Source organism: Geobacillus sp. YF-1 (genome assembly GCF_052692335.1).
The window spans coordinates 893,421-909,572 of sequence record NZ_CP199850.1 but is presented as its reverse complement, the minus strand read 5'-3'; the positions used below and the strand labels follow the sequence as shown (position 1 = coordinate 909,572).

At 51.2% G+C, this 16,152-nt stretch carries 14 protein-coding genes and 1 riboswitch; of the genes, 1 reads left to right on the top strand and 13 read right to left on the bottom strand.

Annotated features, from left to right (window positions below):
- Positions 1 to 19: 19 nt before the first annotated feature.
- The 8 genes from ACTVIM_RS04595 to asnB form a co-directional block, all read right to left on the bottom strand.
- Positions 20 to 457 (bottom strand): threonine/serine exporter family protein, encoded by a 438-nt coding sequence (locus ACTVIM_RS04595; protein ID WP_033843369.1) that lies wholly within the window; start codon positions 455 to 457, stop codon positions 20 to 22.
- Positions 458 to 474: 17 nt separating this feature from the next.
- Positions 475 to 1,218, bottom strand: a complete 744-nt coding sequence (locus ACTVIM_RS04590; RefSeq protein WP_445613803.1) for a threonine/serine exporter family protein — start codon at positions 1,216 to 1,218, stop codon at positions 475 to 477.
- Between the two features lie 301 nt (positions 1,219 to 1,519).
- Positions 1,520 to 2,146, bottom strand: a complete 627-nt coding sequence (locus ACTVIM_RS04585) for a VC0807 family protein (protein ID WP_445613802.1) — start codon at positions 2,144 to 2,146, stop codon at positions 1,520 to 1,522.
- A gap of 49 nt (positions 2,147 to 2,195) precedes the next feature.
- Entirely contained in the window at positions 2,196 to 3,134 is a 939-nt protein-coding gene (locus ACTVIM_RS04580) for a diacylglycerol/lipid kinase family protein (protein ID WP_445613801.1), read from the bottom strand.
- A 109-nt stretch (positions 3,135 to 3,243) separates the two neighbouring features.
- A complete protein-coding gene (gene murB, locus ACTVIM_RS04575; protein ID WP_445613800.1) occupies positions 3,244 to 4,158 on the bottom strand; it encodes a UDP-N-acetylmuramate dehydrogenase in 915 nt (304 codons plus the stop codon).
- Positions 4,159 to 4,660: 502 nt separating this feature from the next.
- Positions 4,661 to 5,701: a ribonucleotide-diphosphate reductase subunit beta gene (locus ACTVIM_RS04570; RefSeq protein WP_339232240.1), complete on the bottom strand. Its 1,041-nt coding sequence runs from the start codon at positions 5,699 to 5,701 to the stop codon at positions 4,661 to 4,663.
- Between the two features lie 198 nt (positions 5,702 to 5,899).
- The gene (locus tag ACTVIM_RS04565) at positions 5,900 to 8,182 is read right to left on the bottom strand and encodes a ribonucleoside-diphosphate reductase subunit alpha (RefSeq protein WP_445613799.1); all 2,283 of its coding nucleotides are present in this window, start codon (positions 8,180 to 8,182) and stop codon (positions 5,900 to 5,902) included.
- Positions 8,183 to 8,312: 130 nt separating this feature from the next.
- Positions 8,313 to 8,506, bottom strand: a riboswitch (cobalamin riboswitch).
- Positions 8,507 to 8,814: 308 nt separating this feature from the next.
- Positions 8,815 to 10,722: an asparagine synthase (glutamine-hydrolyzing) gene (gene asnB / locus ACTVIM_RS04560; RefSeq protein WP_445613798.1), complete on the bottom strand. Its 1,908-nt coding sequence runs from the start codon at positions 10,720 to 10,722 to the stop codon at positions 8,815 to 8,817.
- Between the two features lie 325 nt (positions 10,723 to 11,047).
- Between asnB and ACTVIM_RS04555 the strand changes: the two genes are divergently transcribed.
- On the top strand, positions 11,048 to 11,908 hold the full coding sequence (locus tag ACTVIM_RS04555) for a C39 family peptidase (RefSeq protein ID WP_445613797.1): 861 nt from the start codon (positions 11,048 to 11,050) through the stop codon (positions 11,906 to 11,908).
- 367 nt (positions 11,909 to 12,275) lie between these two features.
- Here the strand turns inward: ACTVIM_RS04555 and ACTVIM_RS04550 are convergent, their stop codons facing one another.
- The 5 genes from ACTVIM_RS04550 to ACTVIM_RS04530 form a co-directional block, all read right to left on the bottom strand.
- On the bottom strand, positions 12,276 to 12,476 hold the full coding sequence (locus ACTVIM_RS04550) for a HepT-like ribonuclease domain-containing protein (RefSeq protein WP_445613796.1): 201 nt from the start codon (positions 12,474 to 12,476) through the stop codon (positions 12,276 to 12,278).
- 120 nt (positions 12,477 to 12,596) lie between these two features.
- Positions 12,597 to 12,938, bottom strand: coding sequence for a nucleotidyltransferase family protein (locus ACTVIM_RS04545; RefSeq protein WP_051962651.1), 342 nt, complete (start codon positions 12,936 to 12,938; stop codon positions 12,597 to 12,599).
- A 123-nt stretch (positions 12,939 to 13,061) separates the two neighbouring features.
- The gene (copZ, locus tag ACTVIM_RS04540; protein WP_033019837.1) at positions 13,062 to 13,265 is read right to left on the bottom strand and encodes a copper chaperone CopZ; all 204 of its coding nucleotides are present in this window, start codon (positions 13,263 to 13,265) and stop codon (positions 13,062 to 13,064) included.
- Between the two features lie 21 nt (positions 13,266 to 13,286).
- Entirely contained in the window at positions 13,287 to 15,683 is a 2,397-nt protein-coding gene (locus ACTVIM_RS04535; protein WP_445613795.1) for a heavy metal translocating P-type ATPase, read from the bottom strand.
- 12 nt (positions 15,684 to 15,695) lie between these two features.
- Complete coding sequence (locus ACTVIM_RS04530; protein WP_033843359.1) at positions 15,696 to 15,995, bottom strand: metal-sensing transcriptional repressor; 300 nt, start codon at positions 15,993 to 15,995, stop codon at positions 15,696 to 15,698.
- Positions 15,996 to 16,152: the final 157 nt, after the last annotated feature.

Genomic DNA, 16,152 nt, shown 5'->3' with positions numbered 1-16,152 from the left:
GCAGAAAGGAAAAAACAACCTATCGCGATGAATGACGGCGGCGTCTCGCCAGTTGGTTGACGACCTCCGAAAAAATCAAGCCCATGGCAATGGCGCCGGAAATCATCAATGCCTTTGCTGCCAGAGCCATCGCCGTATTGTAATCGTTCATAACGACATGGCGCATCGCTTCAAACGCCGTCCCGCCCGGCACGAGCGGAAGAACGCCGGGAACAATAAAAATGGTCGCCGGCGCCCGATAACGGCGGGCGAACGCATTGCTCAAAAAGGCGACAAAAAACGAAGCCATAAACGTCGCAATCACCCCATCCGCTCCCGATCGGAAAGCGAACATATAAGCCGCCCACCCACTCATCCCGACAAACCCGCTATGCGGCAACAAGCGCGGAGGGATGTTAAAAATGATGCCAAACAGCGCCGATGCCATAAAACTAAGCAACAACTGCATCATGATCATCGTTCCCTGCTCCCCTGTCATCGAATAGACAAAACAAAAGCAATGCCCGTGCCGATCGCAAACGCAGTCAAAAACGCTTCCGCTCCGCGGGACAGCCCGGCGATCAGATGACCGGCCATTAAATCACGCACCGCATTGGTAATCGCCAGCCCCGGCACGAGCGGCATCACCGATCCGATCATCATATTTGCGACATCCCGACCGAATCCAGCCTTTGCCAACCATAAGACAAGCCAACCGGCGACAAAGGCGGCGAAAAATTCGGCAAAAAACCGTATTTTCACCAATCGGTGCACCATTTCAAAGCACCAAAAGGCAGCTCCTCCGGAAACGAGCGACGGGAGAAAATGAGCGATGCCCCCGATCAGCGAAGCAAAACAAGCGCTGGCCAACGCAGCCGCGGCGGTTTGCTGCCAAAGAGGGTAGCTTGGTTGCGCATACGCGACACGCGCTAACTCCTCGCGCGCCTCCGAAAGCGTCAGTTCACCGCGGCTGATGCGCCGGGAAATATCGTTCACGACCGCGACTTTCGCCAAATCGGTCGAGCGCTCAGAAATGCGGATCAACCGCGTCGAGTTCGTTCCCTCAATCGAAAAAATGATGGCTGTCGGCGTGACATAGCTATGGGAGCGCGCCAGGCCAAACGAAGCCGCAATCCGCATCATCGTATCTTCCACCCGATACGTCTCCCCGCCGCTTTCAAGCATCAACTTTCCCGCCAGCAAACAAACATCGACAACGTCCTCAATTCGCTCGCCCATCATCCATCCGTCTCCTTTCCTTTGCACATCCGCCGGCAAAAACAAACTCCCGCCAATCGATGGCAGGAGTTTTGCTCACACACGGTTCTCACCCAACTCTCCTCCATTATACCAAACCCGCTAGCCATTGCCAAACAGCGAACAAGCAAGAAAAGAAATAAGCCTGATCCCCGCCACTTGCGTACACGCGAAAAATGGAGATTCTCCCCGTTTTCAGAGAAAAACGGCTGTTTTCAACGCCCGTTGGAAACAGCCGTTCTTCATGCCTAGTTCCCTTCTTCGTCGGATTTCTCCTTCACACTCACACCAGGTGATGACGGTTCTCCCGCTCCGAGATGATTTTCGAGATACGGGCAAACCCGAAAATACAGAGAATCGTGATCCCCCAACTAACGATTTCCCGAACCACGATCGCCCGGTCAAACGCCTCGACGCCATAACGGACGATCAAATAAGCCTTGATCGCCGCCAACAGCCCGTCGCGCACGGCAAAGCCAACAGTGATCCACTGAAAAAGCGGAAACACATCGCCTTCAAAAAACCGCTTTTTCATTGCCGCACGGGGCGCCCCTTGCATTTCCACAAAATCAAGCGAAAAATAAAGCATCAATGGGCGCTTGACAATGACCGTTCCCAAAAACAAGACGGACAAAACGATCGAATACGATACATCGTTCCATAACATCTGCAACGCGGAACCAGCGAATACGTTCAATAGCGTACTAACGGCGAGATTGGCAAGCAAAAATGCGCCAAACCATTGCACTCGGTGACTGACCCAAAAGCGGTAAACCGTATAAACCGCTCCCGGCACCGTACAAATCAGCATCGCCCCGTACTCCCCGACCGGGCCGCGCAACGCATGCCAAAGAACAATTGGAAACACAACATAGAAGACAACATCGAGCATGACTACCCGTTTCCCCATCGTCCCCCTCCCCTCGCCACTGTTCTTTATTCATATACGCCTCAACCTTTCATTGCGTTTCCGCTCCGATCACTCTCAGTCCTCTAGCCTCTATCCAAACCGACACTTCCCCTTCTCCCGCCTCCTCCCCATCCGCGTGAACGGGAACAGGGGTTGCGGGACGGATGCACACGTTTCGTCCAGCGAACACGGACACTTCTTTCATCCGCACATGTCCGCCCCAAAATACGGACAAAAACAGGGCAAGAATTTTCCAGCGGGAAATTGCGCCGACAACTGTCACATGAAGCAGGCCATCGTCCGCCCGCGCCGACGGAGCGATGCGCATTCCACCGCCGTAGTACGAATGGTTCGACACCGTCGCCATCCAAGCTTTAGGAAACGAATAAGCCCGTCCGTCAATGAAAAGTTCGAGGTTCGTTGGTTGATAGCAAAACAGCTCTTTCACTAAATAAACGGCATAAGTAAGCGCGCCAAGCCCGAAGCGATTCAGCCTTCCCTTCCATTTCGAGCGGTTGACCGCGCGGGCGATGTGGGCGTCAAACCCGCAGCCGATGCTGCTGGCAAACACGCCGTCCGGCACGATGCGGCTGGCAAAACGGCCGAGATCGAAAGTCCAAGCCTTGCCGGACCGAGCGCCATTGATCAGCCGTTGGAGCGCCTGTTTCGGTTTTCGGGCCAGACGGAAACCGCGAACAAAATCATTTCCCGTTCCGGCGGGAATGCAGCCTATCGCCACGTGCGGAAACATGCCCGCGCCGTTCACCACTTCATGCACCGTCCCATCGCCCCCGACAGCCGCGATCACCGTCGGTTCAACACGTTCCGCGCCGATGCGGCGGGCGATGTCCTTTCCCTCTCCCTTTCGGCTCGTCCAATACGCCTGATAGGCGATTCCTTCCCGATCCAGCTGCGGTTGCAGCTGCTTCCAAACGGACACGGACCGGCCGTTTTGGGCGGCTGGGTTGATAATAAAACAAAGCTTCATCCTCTTCCTCCATTCATAACCCCTTTTCTTACCTATTGGCGGTCGGTTTCATTTTTCCTCTCGTCAAAATGAAAAAATCCGAACCCGCAAACCGGATTCGGATCTTCCTTCATTCCTCGCCAATAATTTTGACTTCCAACTCCAGATCGACCCCGAATTTTTCTTTCACTGTTTTGCGCACCATTTCGATCGTCGCAATGTAATCGGCAGCGGTCGCATTGTTTTTGTTAATAATGAATCCCGCATGTTTCGTCGACACTTCGGCGCCGCCGAATCCTTTTCCCTGAAGGCCGCTGTCTTGGATGAGCTTGCCGGCAAAATAGCCCGGCGGACGCTTAAACACGCTTCCGACCGACGGATACTCCAGCGGCTGTTTCGATTCGCGCTGAAAGGTTAAATCATCCATTTTTGCCTTGATCTGCTTATAGTCGCCCGGCTGGAGCGCAAAGACCACTTCGAGCACAATATCATGCGTCCGGCTGATCAAGCTTGTTCGATAGCCAAGCTCCAGCTCTTCCTTTTTCAACGTTTTCAACTCACCGGCAAGCGTTGCCACTTTGACATGGTCAAGCACATCTTTCACTTCACCGCCGTACGCTCCAGCGTTCATCATAATCGCCCCGCCGACCGACCCCGGAATGCCGCAGGCAAACTCCAACCCGGTAAGGTGTTGTTCGAGCGCGAACCGCGACACCGCTTTAATATCGGCTCCGCTTTGGGCGATCACGTTGTTTCCTTCACGCCAAATGCGGTTCAAATGCTTCAGCTGCATGACGATGCCGCGCAGCCCACCGTCGCGGATAATGACGTTCGAACCGTTGCCAAGAAGCGTAAACGGCAGGCCGTACTCTTCTTTCAGCCGCAACACCTCAATGACTTGCTCATACGTCTCCGGCCAGACGAGAAAATCGGCCTTGCCGCCGATCCGCACCAATGTATGGTTTTTCATCGGCTCATCGCGAAGGACATTTCGTTCACCACAAATCTGTACGAGTCTTTGATAAAGATGTTCTGCACGTTCCATCGTTCTGCCACCTTCTTTACGTCTTCCGTGCCGCCCAGCGGCATTCATTCCATACCGCTTCCATTATCGCCGGAATCGCGTCCTATATCAAGTGGGCAATGTTCCTGATTCTGTTTTATTCCGGACGGGGCCAAAAGGTGACGTGGGATGGGCCACGCTATCGTCTCTTTTCTTCCTCTTTCATTGCCTGACTCTTCTCCTCTGAACGAAAACAGCTCACCCTTGAATCAGGTGAGCTGCTTTGCGCGCCAACAGCACAGCCCCCATCGAACGCCCGCTTATATCCTCATCGTCCCCTCACGTTTGCAGACTGCTTGGCCATCTGTTGTTCAACCGCAACGACAGCTTCACGTAGTTTCTCGCCCATGTTTGCAGACTGCTTGGCCATCTGTCCTGCCAAAACGCTCGCTCCTATTCGTTCAAAAAACGGCAAATCAAGCCAAAGGCGCCTTGCCTGACAAAAAAGCCACGCTGACTGTTGTCAAACGTGGCTTCTCTATCATTACAACTCATCAAATCCGTTGTCCACTTGCACTTTCGTATATTGGCGCGGCTTTTGTTCGAAAAAGTCGGATTTGCCAAGGTCGACTTCTTCATACGCTTTAATCCAGCGAAGCGGGTTCGTCCGATAGCCGTCGAACGGGCGGTCAAACCCAAGCTGGTGGGCGCGGACGTTGGCGTAAAACTTAATGTACGCCTCCAAATCAGCCAAGTCGATGCCATCGATCTCATGGCCGATGATTTCCCGCGCCCATTCGATCTCCAGCTCAGCCGCTTTCGTAAACGTTTCCCGGACAAAATCCGCCAACTCCGACGTCCGATATTCCGGATATTCGTTCAACACTTCTTTGAAAATTTTCGCAAACAAATCGACATGAATGTGCTCGTCACGGTTGATGTAATTGATCATCGTGCTCGTCGCCACCATTTTTTGCTGGCGTGCGAGGTTGTAGAAGAACGCAAACCCTGAGTAGAAAAACAGTCCTTCTAAAATGACGTCAAAAACGATCGAGCGCAACAAGTTTTCCACATTCGGCTCTTCCGCAAACGCCTTGTAGCCATTCGTCACAAAATCGTTCCGCTTGCGCAGCGTCGGTTCGTTCCGCCAAAAGTCGAATACTTCATCTTGCTTCGCTTTCGGCACAAGGCTCGAAAGCACGTATGAATACGAATGGTTGTGAATGACTTCCTGCTGGGCGAGCATAATCATGAGCGCGTTGATGCTCGGGTCCGTAATGTAATCAGCGACACGTCCGGCGTAATCGGTTTGGATGCTGTCAAGCAGCGCCAGAAGACCGATGATTTTCAAAAAGGCCTCCTGCTCGCGGGCCGTTAATTGCGGAAACTGCTTCACATCTTGCGCCATATTGATTTCAAACGGCGTCCAAAAATTGGCGAGCATTCGCTTATATTTGGCATACGCCCACGGATAGGCGAGATCATCCCAATTCAACACATTCGAGCAGCGGCCGTTGATGATGCCCGTCGAACGGTTCGGCGCCTCCGGATCCATAATGGGCCGTTTGACTAAGCCGATCGTCATCGTCCATTCCTCCCTTTCGTTTTCTATAAAAGAATTTCTGATCTCCATGTCCCATCTTGATCACCTGACAAGCTGGCACGGTGACAAGAAGAGCAACAATGCCATGGAAAACCAAGTTGCAGTTTATATAAGTATCGTGCGCGCGGCCAACCGCCTACGCCTCTCTGGCACAAGGAAGTGAGCCTCTTTTGGCCCCGGTCAGCTCGCGCACGAATCGCACTCTTCGATCGTCCCCGATGTCGAACGCACGTAATACGTCGTTTTCAACCCCGACTTCCACGCTGTCAAATGCAAATCGAGCAGCTCCTTTGCCTTGATCGTATTCATGACGTAGAAGTTAAACGAGATGGCTTGGTCGACATGGCGCTGGCGCGCGGCGTTTTGCTTGATGCTCCAACGTTGGTCGATATGGTACGCCGATTTGTAATACCATGTCGTCTGTTCGTTTAGATCCGGCACGGTCACAGGAATTTTATAATCTTTCTTTTCCTCGGCATACACTTTTAAGAAAATCGGATCGATGCTCGCCGTGCTGCCGGCGATGATCGACGTCGAGGCGTTGGGCGCAATGGCCATGATATAGCCGTTGCGCACCCCGTAGCGGGCCACATTGCTCTTGAGTCGGTCCCAATCGAGCTCGCCGTGGCTTTGGTAGCCGCGCCGTTCGAAATAAGCGCCCGTCTGCCAATCCGATCCGGCAAACGCCGGGTAGCTCCCTTTTTCTTTGGCGAGCTCCATGCTCGCTTGAATCGCCAAATACGCGATCGTTTCATACAGTTCATCGGCGTAGCGGACCGCTTCCTCTGACTCCCAGCGAATGCCTTTTAACGCCAGCAAATGATGCCAGCCAAAAGTGCCAAGCCCGACAGCGCGGTATTTTTCGTTCGTCAAACCGGCCTGCAGCACCGGAATGTGATTTAAATCAATGACATTATCAAGCATCCGCATTTGAATCGGGATGAGCCGCCCCAACACCCCATCGGTCACCGCACGCGCCAAGTTGATCGACGATAAATTGCAGACGACAAAATCGCCCGGGATTTTTTCGATCACAATCACTCCGTCTTTCACATATTGCCGCTTCATCACCGTCGGGCTTTGGTTTTGCGCGATTTCCGTGCAAAGGTTGCTGCAGTAAATCATCCCGAGATGGCGATTCGGATTTTGTCGGTTCACTTCATCGCGGTAAAACATAAACGGCGTCCCCGACTCGAGCTGGCTGCGCATAATGCTTTTCATCACTTCGATCGCCGGCACTTTTTCTTTCGACAGCCTCGGTTCGTTGACGCATTGCCAATATTTCTCCCGAAAGCTGCCCTTCCCTTTTTCCTCATCATAAAAGTCTTCCAAACTAAATCCCATCACCGTCCGCACTTCATGCGGATCAAACAAATACCAGTCGCCGCGCTGTTCGACCATTTCCATGAACAAATCAGGGATGCAAACGCCGGTGAACAAGTCATGCGTCCGCAGCCGTTCGTCGCCGTTGTTGAGCCGCGCATCGAGAAACGCAAAAATATCTTTATGCCACACATCCAAATAGACGGAAATAGCTCCCTTTCGCTGCCCAAGCTGATCGACGCTCACCGCTGTGTTGTTCAGCTGCTTCATCCACGGGATGACGCCGGAGGAGACCCCTTTGAATCCTTTAATGTCGCTGCCGCGCGACCGGATTTTCCCTAAATAGACCCCAATGCCGCCGCCCGATTTCGATAAATTGGCGATGTCGGTGTTGCTGTCGTAAATCCCTTGCAAACTGTCATCGACCGTGTCGACAAAGCAGCTCGACAGCTGGCCGTATGACTTCCCGGCGTTGGCAAGCGTCGGCGTCGCCACGGTCATGTATAGGTTGCTTAACGCCCAATACGCTTCCTTCACCAACTCAAGCCGCCGCTGCTGTGGTTCATTGGCCATAAGCGTCATGGCGATAATCAAAAATCGCTCCTGCGGCAACTCATACAACCGCCGCTCATAATCGCGGGCCAAATACCGATCCGCAAGCGTGCGCAACCCTATGTACGTAAACAACTTGTCCTTCTCCGGATCAAGAAACGCACCGATGGACTCAATTTCTTCTTTCGTATAACGTTCAAGCAGCAGCGGATGATATACTCCTTGTTCCGTCAGCGCAACAAGGAGCGAGTAGAAATCGCCATACCGCTTGCGCTCCTCGTACCCGCGCTGCCGTGCTGCCTCGCGGTACAGTTGTTGCAAATACAGGCGGGCGCACACAAACGTCCATTCCGGCTCCTCCTCACTAATATACGACAGCCCTTCCAAAATGGCGGTTTGATATAGCTGCCGGAAGGTGACCATCTCTTTTCGGCTGAGAAGCTGCCATACACGTTCTTCATATTCCTCGAGCGACAGACGGACAAAGTCGGCCGCCGCCTGCTCCACCAACCTAGCAAACTCCTCGCGCGAAAATGATTTCTCTTTTCCTTGATCATCGACAACAATTGATTTCGTCGACACTGTCATTCGTTTCCCCTCTCCTCCATAAAAAAATCCGCTCGGGCAGGCGAGCGGATGAAACGACAGACGGAAAAAGGCAGACGAACTCCCTTTTTCTTTTCCCCTATCGTTTCATCTTCTCACACCCCGAAGAACATGAAACGTTCCAAGCAAGGCAGGTCTCCTGACTCGTGCATCGTCCTACTTTGGGTCCTTCCCAGCGGCGCTAAATGGCTCTTGCCGCCAGTGGCCATCCCATTTCGTCCGCACATACAGTTGCGGGGGCAGTTCCGGATTCACACCGGATTCCCTATTAAGTCCTGATGGACACCATTGCTTGGCACAACGATATATAGTTGTTTGAAAAAGCAAATAAATCAATATATAGTGGATGATCATCCTGATGGAACAAGCATATACTAAAACAACAAGAATTGCAAGGGACAAGCGAGATTTTCTCAATCAATCCTTAGAAGGCCGTTGAAAAACATTGGTTTCCTTTGGTCAATGAATAAAAGTGTGCAGTGTTGCAAGACTTTTCTATTGGAGAAACGATTCCGAGAAGCAGTTGCGCGAGTCAATCACCGCCCCTTATAGTTTTCGGGCCAAAACAGACAGACGCCCCGGCCGAATTCCGGGACGCCTCGTCCTGTTCCCCCTTACGCCTCAAAAGCAGGCGCCAGCGGCTTTTCCTTTTGTCCAGATGAAACAAAATCATAGGCTCGCTCTACATACACTTGATGCCAAATCATAAACGCCAACACCGTCCACAGCTTGCGGCTATGGTCCGCTTTCTGCTGCGCATGCTCATCGAGCAAGCGATACAGCACGTCTTTATGGAACAAGTGGTCCGTTTCGCTGTCGTGAATAAGCTGTTTCGCCCAATCATACATTTCGTTTCTCAACCAATGACGAATCGGCACAGGAAATCCTAATTTTTTTCGGTTTAATACATGATCCGGCACGATGCCTTCGGCCGCTTTGCGCAAAATATATTTCGTCGTGCCGTTGGCGGTTTTCATCTCCGGAGCGATCGTAGCAGCTGCTGCAAACACCGCTTTGTCCAAAAACGGCACCCGCAACTCAAGCGAATGCGCCATCGTCATTTTATCGGCCTTAACTAAAATATCGCCTCTCAGCCATGTATGGAGATCAATGTACTGCATCCGGTTGACCGGCGGATAATGAACGGTTTCTTGATAGAGCGGCGCGGTCACCGTTGTATACTCACGGCCTTTTTCATACGTTTTGAGCAAGGCCGCCTTTTCCGCTTCACTGTATATTTTGGCGTTCCCGATATACCGTTTTTCAAGCGGGGTCGTGCCGCGCTCTAAAAAGCTCTTCCCTTTCACCCCGTCGGGAAGCCACTTGGCGATGAAGCGCAGCACGCTCTTCACCGCTCCCGGCATCCGCTCCAACCACCGCAACGACTCTGGTTCACGATAAATGTTATAGCCGCCAAACAGCTCGTCCGCCCCCTCGCCGGAAAGCACCACAGTAACATGCTTTCTCGCTTCACGGGCGACAAAATACAGCGGCACCGCAGCCGGATCCGCCAACGGATCATCCATATGCCACATAATTTTCGGCAGCTCGTCCATATACTCCTGCGGCGAAATGACATAGCTGATATTGTCTACGCCCAGCTTCTCAGCCGTCTCCTTGGCCACATCGATTTCGCTGAACCCTTGCCGCTCAAACCCGACCGAAAACGTCTTTAAATCCGGATGAAACTGTTTGGCGATCGCCACGATAAACGAGGAATCAATGCCGCCCGACAAAAACGCCCCGACCGGCACATCGCTGCGCATATGGACACGGACCGAATCAACCAACGCCGTGCGGATGTTCTCAACCAATTCCTCCTCCGACTGGCGAACAGGGCGGAAAAACGGCTTCCAATAGCGATGAATCGTGAGCGGTTCACCGACTCGTTTCTTGATATAATGCCCCGGCTCCAACTTCGAAATACCGGCCGACATCGTCGATGGTTCGGGGACGTATTGGAAGGTTAAATAATGCTGGAGCGATTCATGATCTACCGTTTCCTCCCCAAGCGCAAGCAAAAGGCTTTTCTTCTCCGAAGCGAAAAACGTGCGGCCGCCTTGTTCCGCATAGAAAAACGGTTTAATGCCGAACGGATCACGGGCTGCAAACACCGTTTTTTCCTGCTTATCCCAAATGACAAACGCAAACATCCCGCGCAGCTTTTCGACCGCTTTTTCTTGTTCCATGCTATAAAGCGCAACGATGACTTCCGTATCGGAGTTTGTCGCAAACGACAATCCTTTCGCCGTCAGCTCTTCCCGCAATTCGACGTAATTGTAAATCTCCCCGTTAAAAATGATCCAGTACCGATCGTTTTCATACGAGAGCGGCTGGTGCCCCGCTTCCAAATCGATGATGCTGAGCCGCCGAAATCCAAACCCGACGTGCTCATCCATATAATACCCCTCATCATCCGGCCCGCGATGGGTAATCAGGCGGTTCATCCGCCTTAATTCCTCGCTCCATCCCGGATCTTGACATTCTGGACGATCGACAATCCATCCAATAAATCCACACATAACGATGACTGTCCCTCCAATGAATTGACATCAAGGCAACCCGTTTTTATTCTTTGCCTTACGCCTTCGGTTGCAATAAAATAATAGGCAAAGAAGAAAACAAAACCAGTTCCATTCTATCTTACAAAAAGCAAAGTTTCAAAACCAATCTTTCGCCATTTTTGACAAAACCCAACGTTCCATCACAACCATCGGAGGCACAATGGGCAGCTGACTATACTTTTAACGCTTTCTTGTTCCAATACCCTTCTTTGGAAACGGGAAAACAATCAAAACAGCCCGGAAGCCGCCATTGAAGCACTGCTGATAAAGGGGGAGAATCGCTTTGCTCACCATGATCTCGCTGTTGACCGCTCTCATCGTGCTCCTCTGCCTCGCCCTTTTGCGAAGCCCTCTCAGCCGCAAAAGGGACCAGCTGCTGCTGGCTGTATACGCGGGCTGTCTCGCCTTGCTTCTAGCCGTTTTGTCCAATCATAAAAGCTGGGCGCAAACAAAGGATCGATTTCAACATTTTGTACAGGAAACCATCGTCCCGCTTGTCAATCATGACCAAGCGGCGAACGCCGGCAAATCGACGTTGAAATCAACGGTGTTGATTGACGCGCCGTTAATCTCGCAGCTCCCCGAGCTGCCAAGGGGATGTGAAGTCACCAGCTTAGCCATGCTGCTGAACCATGCGGGAATTGATGTTGACAAAATGACATTAGCGAGACAAGTGCGGAAAAATCCGACGCCATATCAAGTAAAAAACGGCCTCGTCTTTTACGGCCATCCGAATGAAGGATTTGTCGGCGACATGTATACATTGTCGAAGCCTGGATACGGCGTATATCACAAACCCATTAAGGAGCTGGCCGAACGATACTTGCCAACGCAAATCGTCGACTTAACCGGACAATCCTTTGAGCACATTTATGACTACGTAGCGAAAGGCTCCCCGGTGTGGGTCATTACAAACACCACCTTCCGTCCGCTTCCCCCCTCCGCCTTTCGCGAATGGCAAACACCGCAAGGACCGGTCAAAATCACGTATCGGGAACACGCGGTGCTCATTACGGGATACGATGAGCAGTACATTTATTTCAACGACCCATTGACCGCCATCAAAAATCAAAAAGCACCGAAACAAGAGTTTATCGCGGCTTGGGTTCAAATGGGACGGCAAGCGATTACGTATCGCCGCTAAGCTCGGCGGATCCGAATCGCTTGTCTTTTTTTTTCATTTTCGTTGAACGATTTTCTCCATACATTTTGCACATCTATTTTTTATCCTGTTGAGAAGCATTGTGAAATCAGCTTTCTTTTCCTGTGAAATACGGCTGATTGACGCGCGGAAACCTTTTTCACTGGTCTTCTAAATGGCTGGTGAAAAACGGTTGTTTCTTTTGAGCAATGGGGGAGCGTTTGAAAGACGATCCTGATGCGACAAGGCTTTTCTATTTGAGAAACAGGCTTGATCAGCGGCTTGCTCCCTTAAATCACCGGCCTCCTAGGCCACCCCTTTTTTGAATAATGAGCTATCCCCAAACGGCGCATACGGTTTGAATGGAAGTCTAACTTTCATTTAGCAATCGTTCAACGTGCTGTTTTAATACAGGAATCTTATTTCGAACGACATCCCACACAATTCGATAATTAATGGAGAAATAACTGTGGATCAGCATATCCCTCATGCCAGCCATCTTTCTCCATTCGATATATGGGGATGCTTGCCTGATTTCGTCTGGAATGTTTTTCGCTGCTTCTCCAATCACTAATATGTTTTTAATGACTGCATCTGATATAAATCATTATCTAAAAAGTCATCATAAGAAAGCCCTTGGGTGTACTTCTCAATTTTCTCTGCAGCAACCAAAATATCTTGCAAAAAGACGCTAGGATCCCTCTGCATACTTAACACTCCTTAAAATAGTCGGCTTTAATCCTGGTTTGATATCATCTACAATCACTAAATCCACTGATTTTTGAAAAAGATCTTCCAAACTCAGTTTCAACTCCATATAATGATCAAACGTCACCGCATGATCCATAAATTCTACCAACACATCAATGTCACTCGACTCCCTTTGTTCCCCCCGACTGTACGAGCCAAATAACCCGATTCGCTTCACACCATACTTTTTCTTCCATAAATCTAAACATTTCGCCATTTCATTAAGGATGTCTTGTTGCGATCGCAAATCAATCCCCCCTTTTTCCGCGCCTGTTATTTTCATTATAACATCCCGCTTTCCCGATATTCTTCAAGAAGAGAAAAAACTTTTCCCAGCCGAGAACTCGTCATGTCCCGTTACGCTCTCGATCAAAAAGGCCCCGTCTTCCCTCGGGGCCCCTTCTCGTTATTTCACATCATATCCTTGCTCTTCAATCGCTTCTTTCAGTTTTTCTACGCTGATCTTTGTTTCATCATACTCCACATCGACCGTCCCTTCTTGCAAATGCACTTCGACGCGGCTGACGCCATCCAATGCTTGAAGGGCGTTCGTCACCGCCGCTTGGCAATGTCCGCATGTCATTCCTTGCACTTGCAATGTAATCGTCATCATCGATTCCTCCTTAAATGTTTATAGTTTCACACGCTTCAACCGAAGCGCGTTGGTCACAACCGACACAGAGCTAAACGCCATCGCCGCTCCCGCGATCCACGGCTCCAACAATCCGAAAGCGGCGACCGGAATGCCGATCGTATTATAAAACAACGCCCAGAACAGATTTTGCCGAATGTTTCTCATCGTTTGCCGGCTCAACTCAATGGCTTTCGGGATATGGCGCAAATCGCCGCCGACCAAGGTCACATCGGCCGTTTCGATCGCCACATCCGCTCCTGTGCCAATCGCCATCCCAATATCCGCTTTGGCCAAAGCCGGCGCATCATTCATCCCATCGCCGACCATCGCCACACGTTTTCCTTGTTTTTGCAATTTCTCGACGATGTTCGCTTTTTCTTCCGGGAGCACCTCGGCATACACATGCTCAATGCCGACTTCATGGGCGATCGCTTCCGCTGTCCGCTGATTGTCCCCTGTTGCCATATAGACATCGATGCCCATTTGTTTTAACGTTTGAATCGCTTCTTTCGCGCTTTCTTTCACCGTATCCGCGACCGCCATGATGCCGGCCAGCTCTCCATCGATGGCCACAAGCATCGCGGTTTTTCCTTGTTTTTCAAGCTCTATCAAGCGATTTTCGCACTGAGAAATCTCGACAGCGCGGTCCTTCATCCATTTCCGCGTCCCAATCAAAACGGTTTTGCCGTCAATGACCGCTTCAATGCCGTGGCCGGCAATGGCGGAGAAGTGCTCCAATGGCTTCATCGAAATCGCTTGTTTCTTCCCGTATTCGACAATCGCCTGAGCGAGCGGATGCTCGGAAGCGATCTCGGCGGAAACCGCATAATCAAGCATGTCCTCGCGGAAGGCTAGCACATCGGTGACTTCCGGTTTTCCTTTTGTCACTGTTCCTGTTTTATCGAGCAATACGGCATTGATTTGCTGCGTTCCCTCTAGGTACTCACCTCCTTTAAAGAGAATGCCTTGTTCCGCCCCTTTGCCAGTGCCGACCATAATCGATGTCGGTGTGGCCAAACCGAGCGCACAAGGGCACGCGATGACAAGAACAGCGATGGCCACCTCAAGCGCTTTGGCCAAATCACCGGGCGCAACGAAGAAGTACCAGATGAGAAAGGAAACAACCGCAATTCCGACAACAATCGGTACGAAAATGCCGGAAATGACATCGGCCATCCGCTGAATCGGCGCTTTCGACCCTTGCGCCTCTTCGACGATTTTAATGATGTGAGAAAGCGCGGTATCTTTTCCGACTTTTTCGGCGCGAATGGTCAGCACCCCATTTGTATTAATGGTTGCCCCGATCACATAGTCACCTTCCTTCTTATCAACCGGAATCGATTCGCCCGTAATCATCGATTCGTCTACGGAAGATGCTCCGGCGATGACCGTACCGTCTACCGGAATTTTTTCTCCCGGCTTAACAACGATCGTATCGCCGATCACCACTTCCTCGAGTGGAACTTTTATTTCGTCCCCATTCCGAATGACGGTCGCTTCCTTCGCCTGCAGGCTGACCAACTTCGAAATGGCTTCGGTTGTCCTCCCTTTTGCCAAAGCTTCAACATATTTGCCGACAAGCACAAGCGTGATCAAAACGGCACTCGTTTCAAAATACAGCCTCGGCATATAGTCAGGATTCCCGAGCGTCCGAAAAGCTTCAGACAAGCTGTACACGTACGCGGCGGATGTTCCGAGCGCCACAAGGACGTCCATGTTCGCACTTTTGTTTCGCAACGCCCGGTACGCCCCGACGTAGAAGGGACCGCCGATGTAAAACTGAACGGGTGTAGCGAAAAGAAGCTGGAACCACGGATTCATCAGCCAATGCGGCATCGGCAAGCCGACAGCAAACGGCATATGCGCCAGCATCGTATAGAGCAGCGGCAACGATAAGAGGATGGAAATGGCGAGTCGCCGCTGCTTCTGTTTCAACTGCTCTTCTTTCCGGCCAGCACCGTCTTGTTCTTCGTTTCGAATTTGCCCCCTGTACCCAAGCGTTTTGATTTTCTCTAAAATGTCTTCGACAGATGCAACCCCCTCTTTGTATTCAACGACCGCGCTGTTGGTCGCCAAGTTGACCGCAGCGCTTGTCACCCCTTCCATCCGATTCAACCCTTTTTCAATCCGTGTCGCACAGGCCGCACATGTCATGCCTTCAATATCGAGCGTCACTTTTTCTGTCGCCACGCCATACCCTAAATGCTCAATTTTCGTTTCGATATCGGCGATCGTTTGCTTCGCTGGATCGTAGTGAATCGTTGCGTTTTCCATGGCCAAATTGACATGGGCGTTGACGCCGTCCATCTTATTTAATACTTTTTCAATCCGACTGGCGCACGCGGCGCATGTCATGCCCGTCACCCTGAGCGTCACGGTTTTCAGCTCCCCCATTTCCATCCCCCCTTACTTTGAAAATTGTTTCATCACATCCATCAATTCGCGAATCGATTCATCTCCGCTCCCTTCACGGATCGCTTTGGCTACGCAATGGCTCACATGGCGTTCAAGCAACTGTAGCCCGACTTGGTTCAACGCTGCTCTAATCGCGGAAATTTGCACTAAAATATCGATGCAATACCGATTGTCCTCCACCATTTTTTGCACCCCGCGCACTTGCCCTTCGATGCGCTTCAAACGCTTGATGATGCGTTCGATTTCCTGTTCCGTCCGTGGAACCATTTTGTGATCTTCATAATGGTTCATCCAACATCACCTCTTTCAATTACATTATACCGGTAATGGGTATAAAACACAACAGAAGTTGAAAAGCGACCCCCGCATTCCTGCCACTCGCGGCTATGGCTATTGGCCCGAACGTTCTCTTCCCCCTAGCCCTGCGGCTCAAGGGATCCGAACAAAG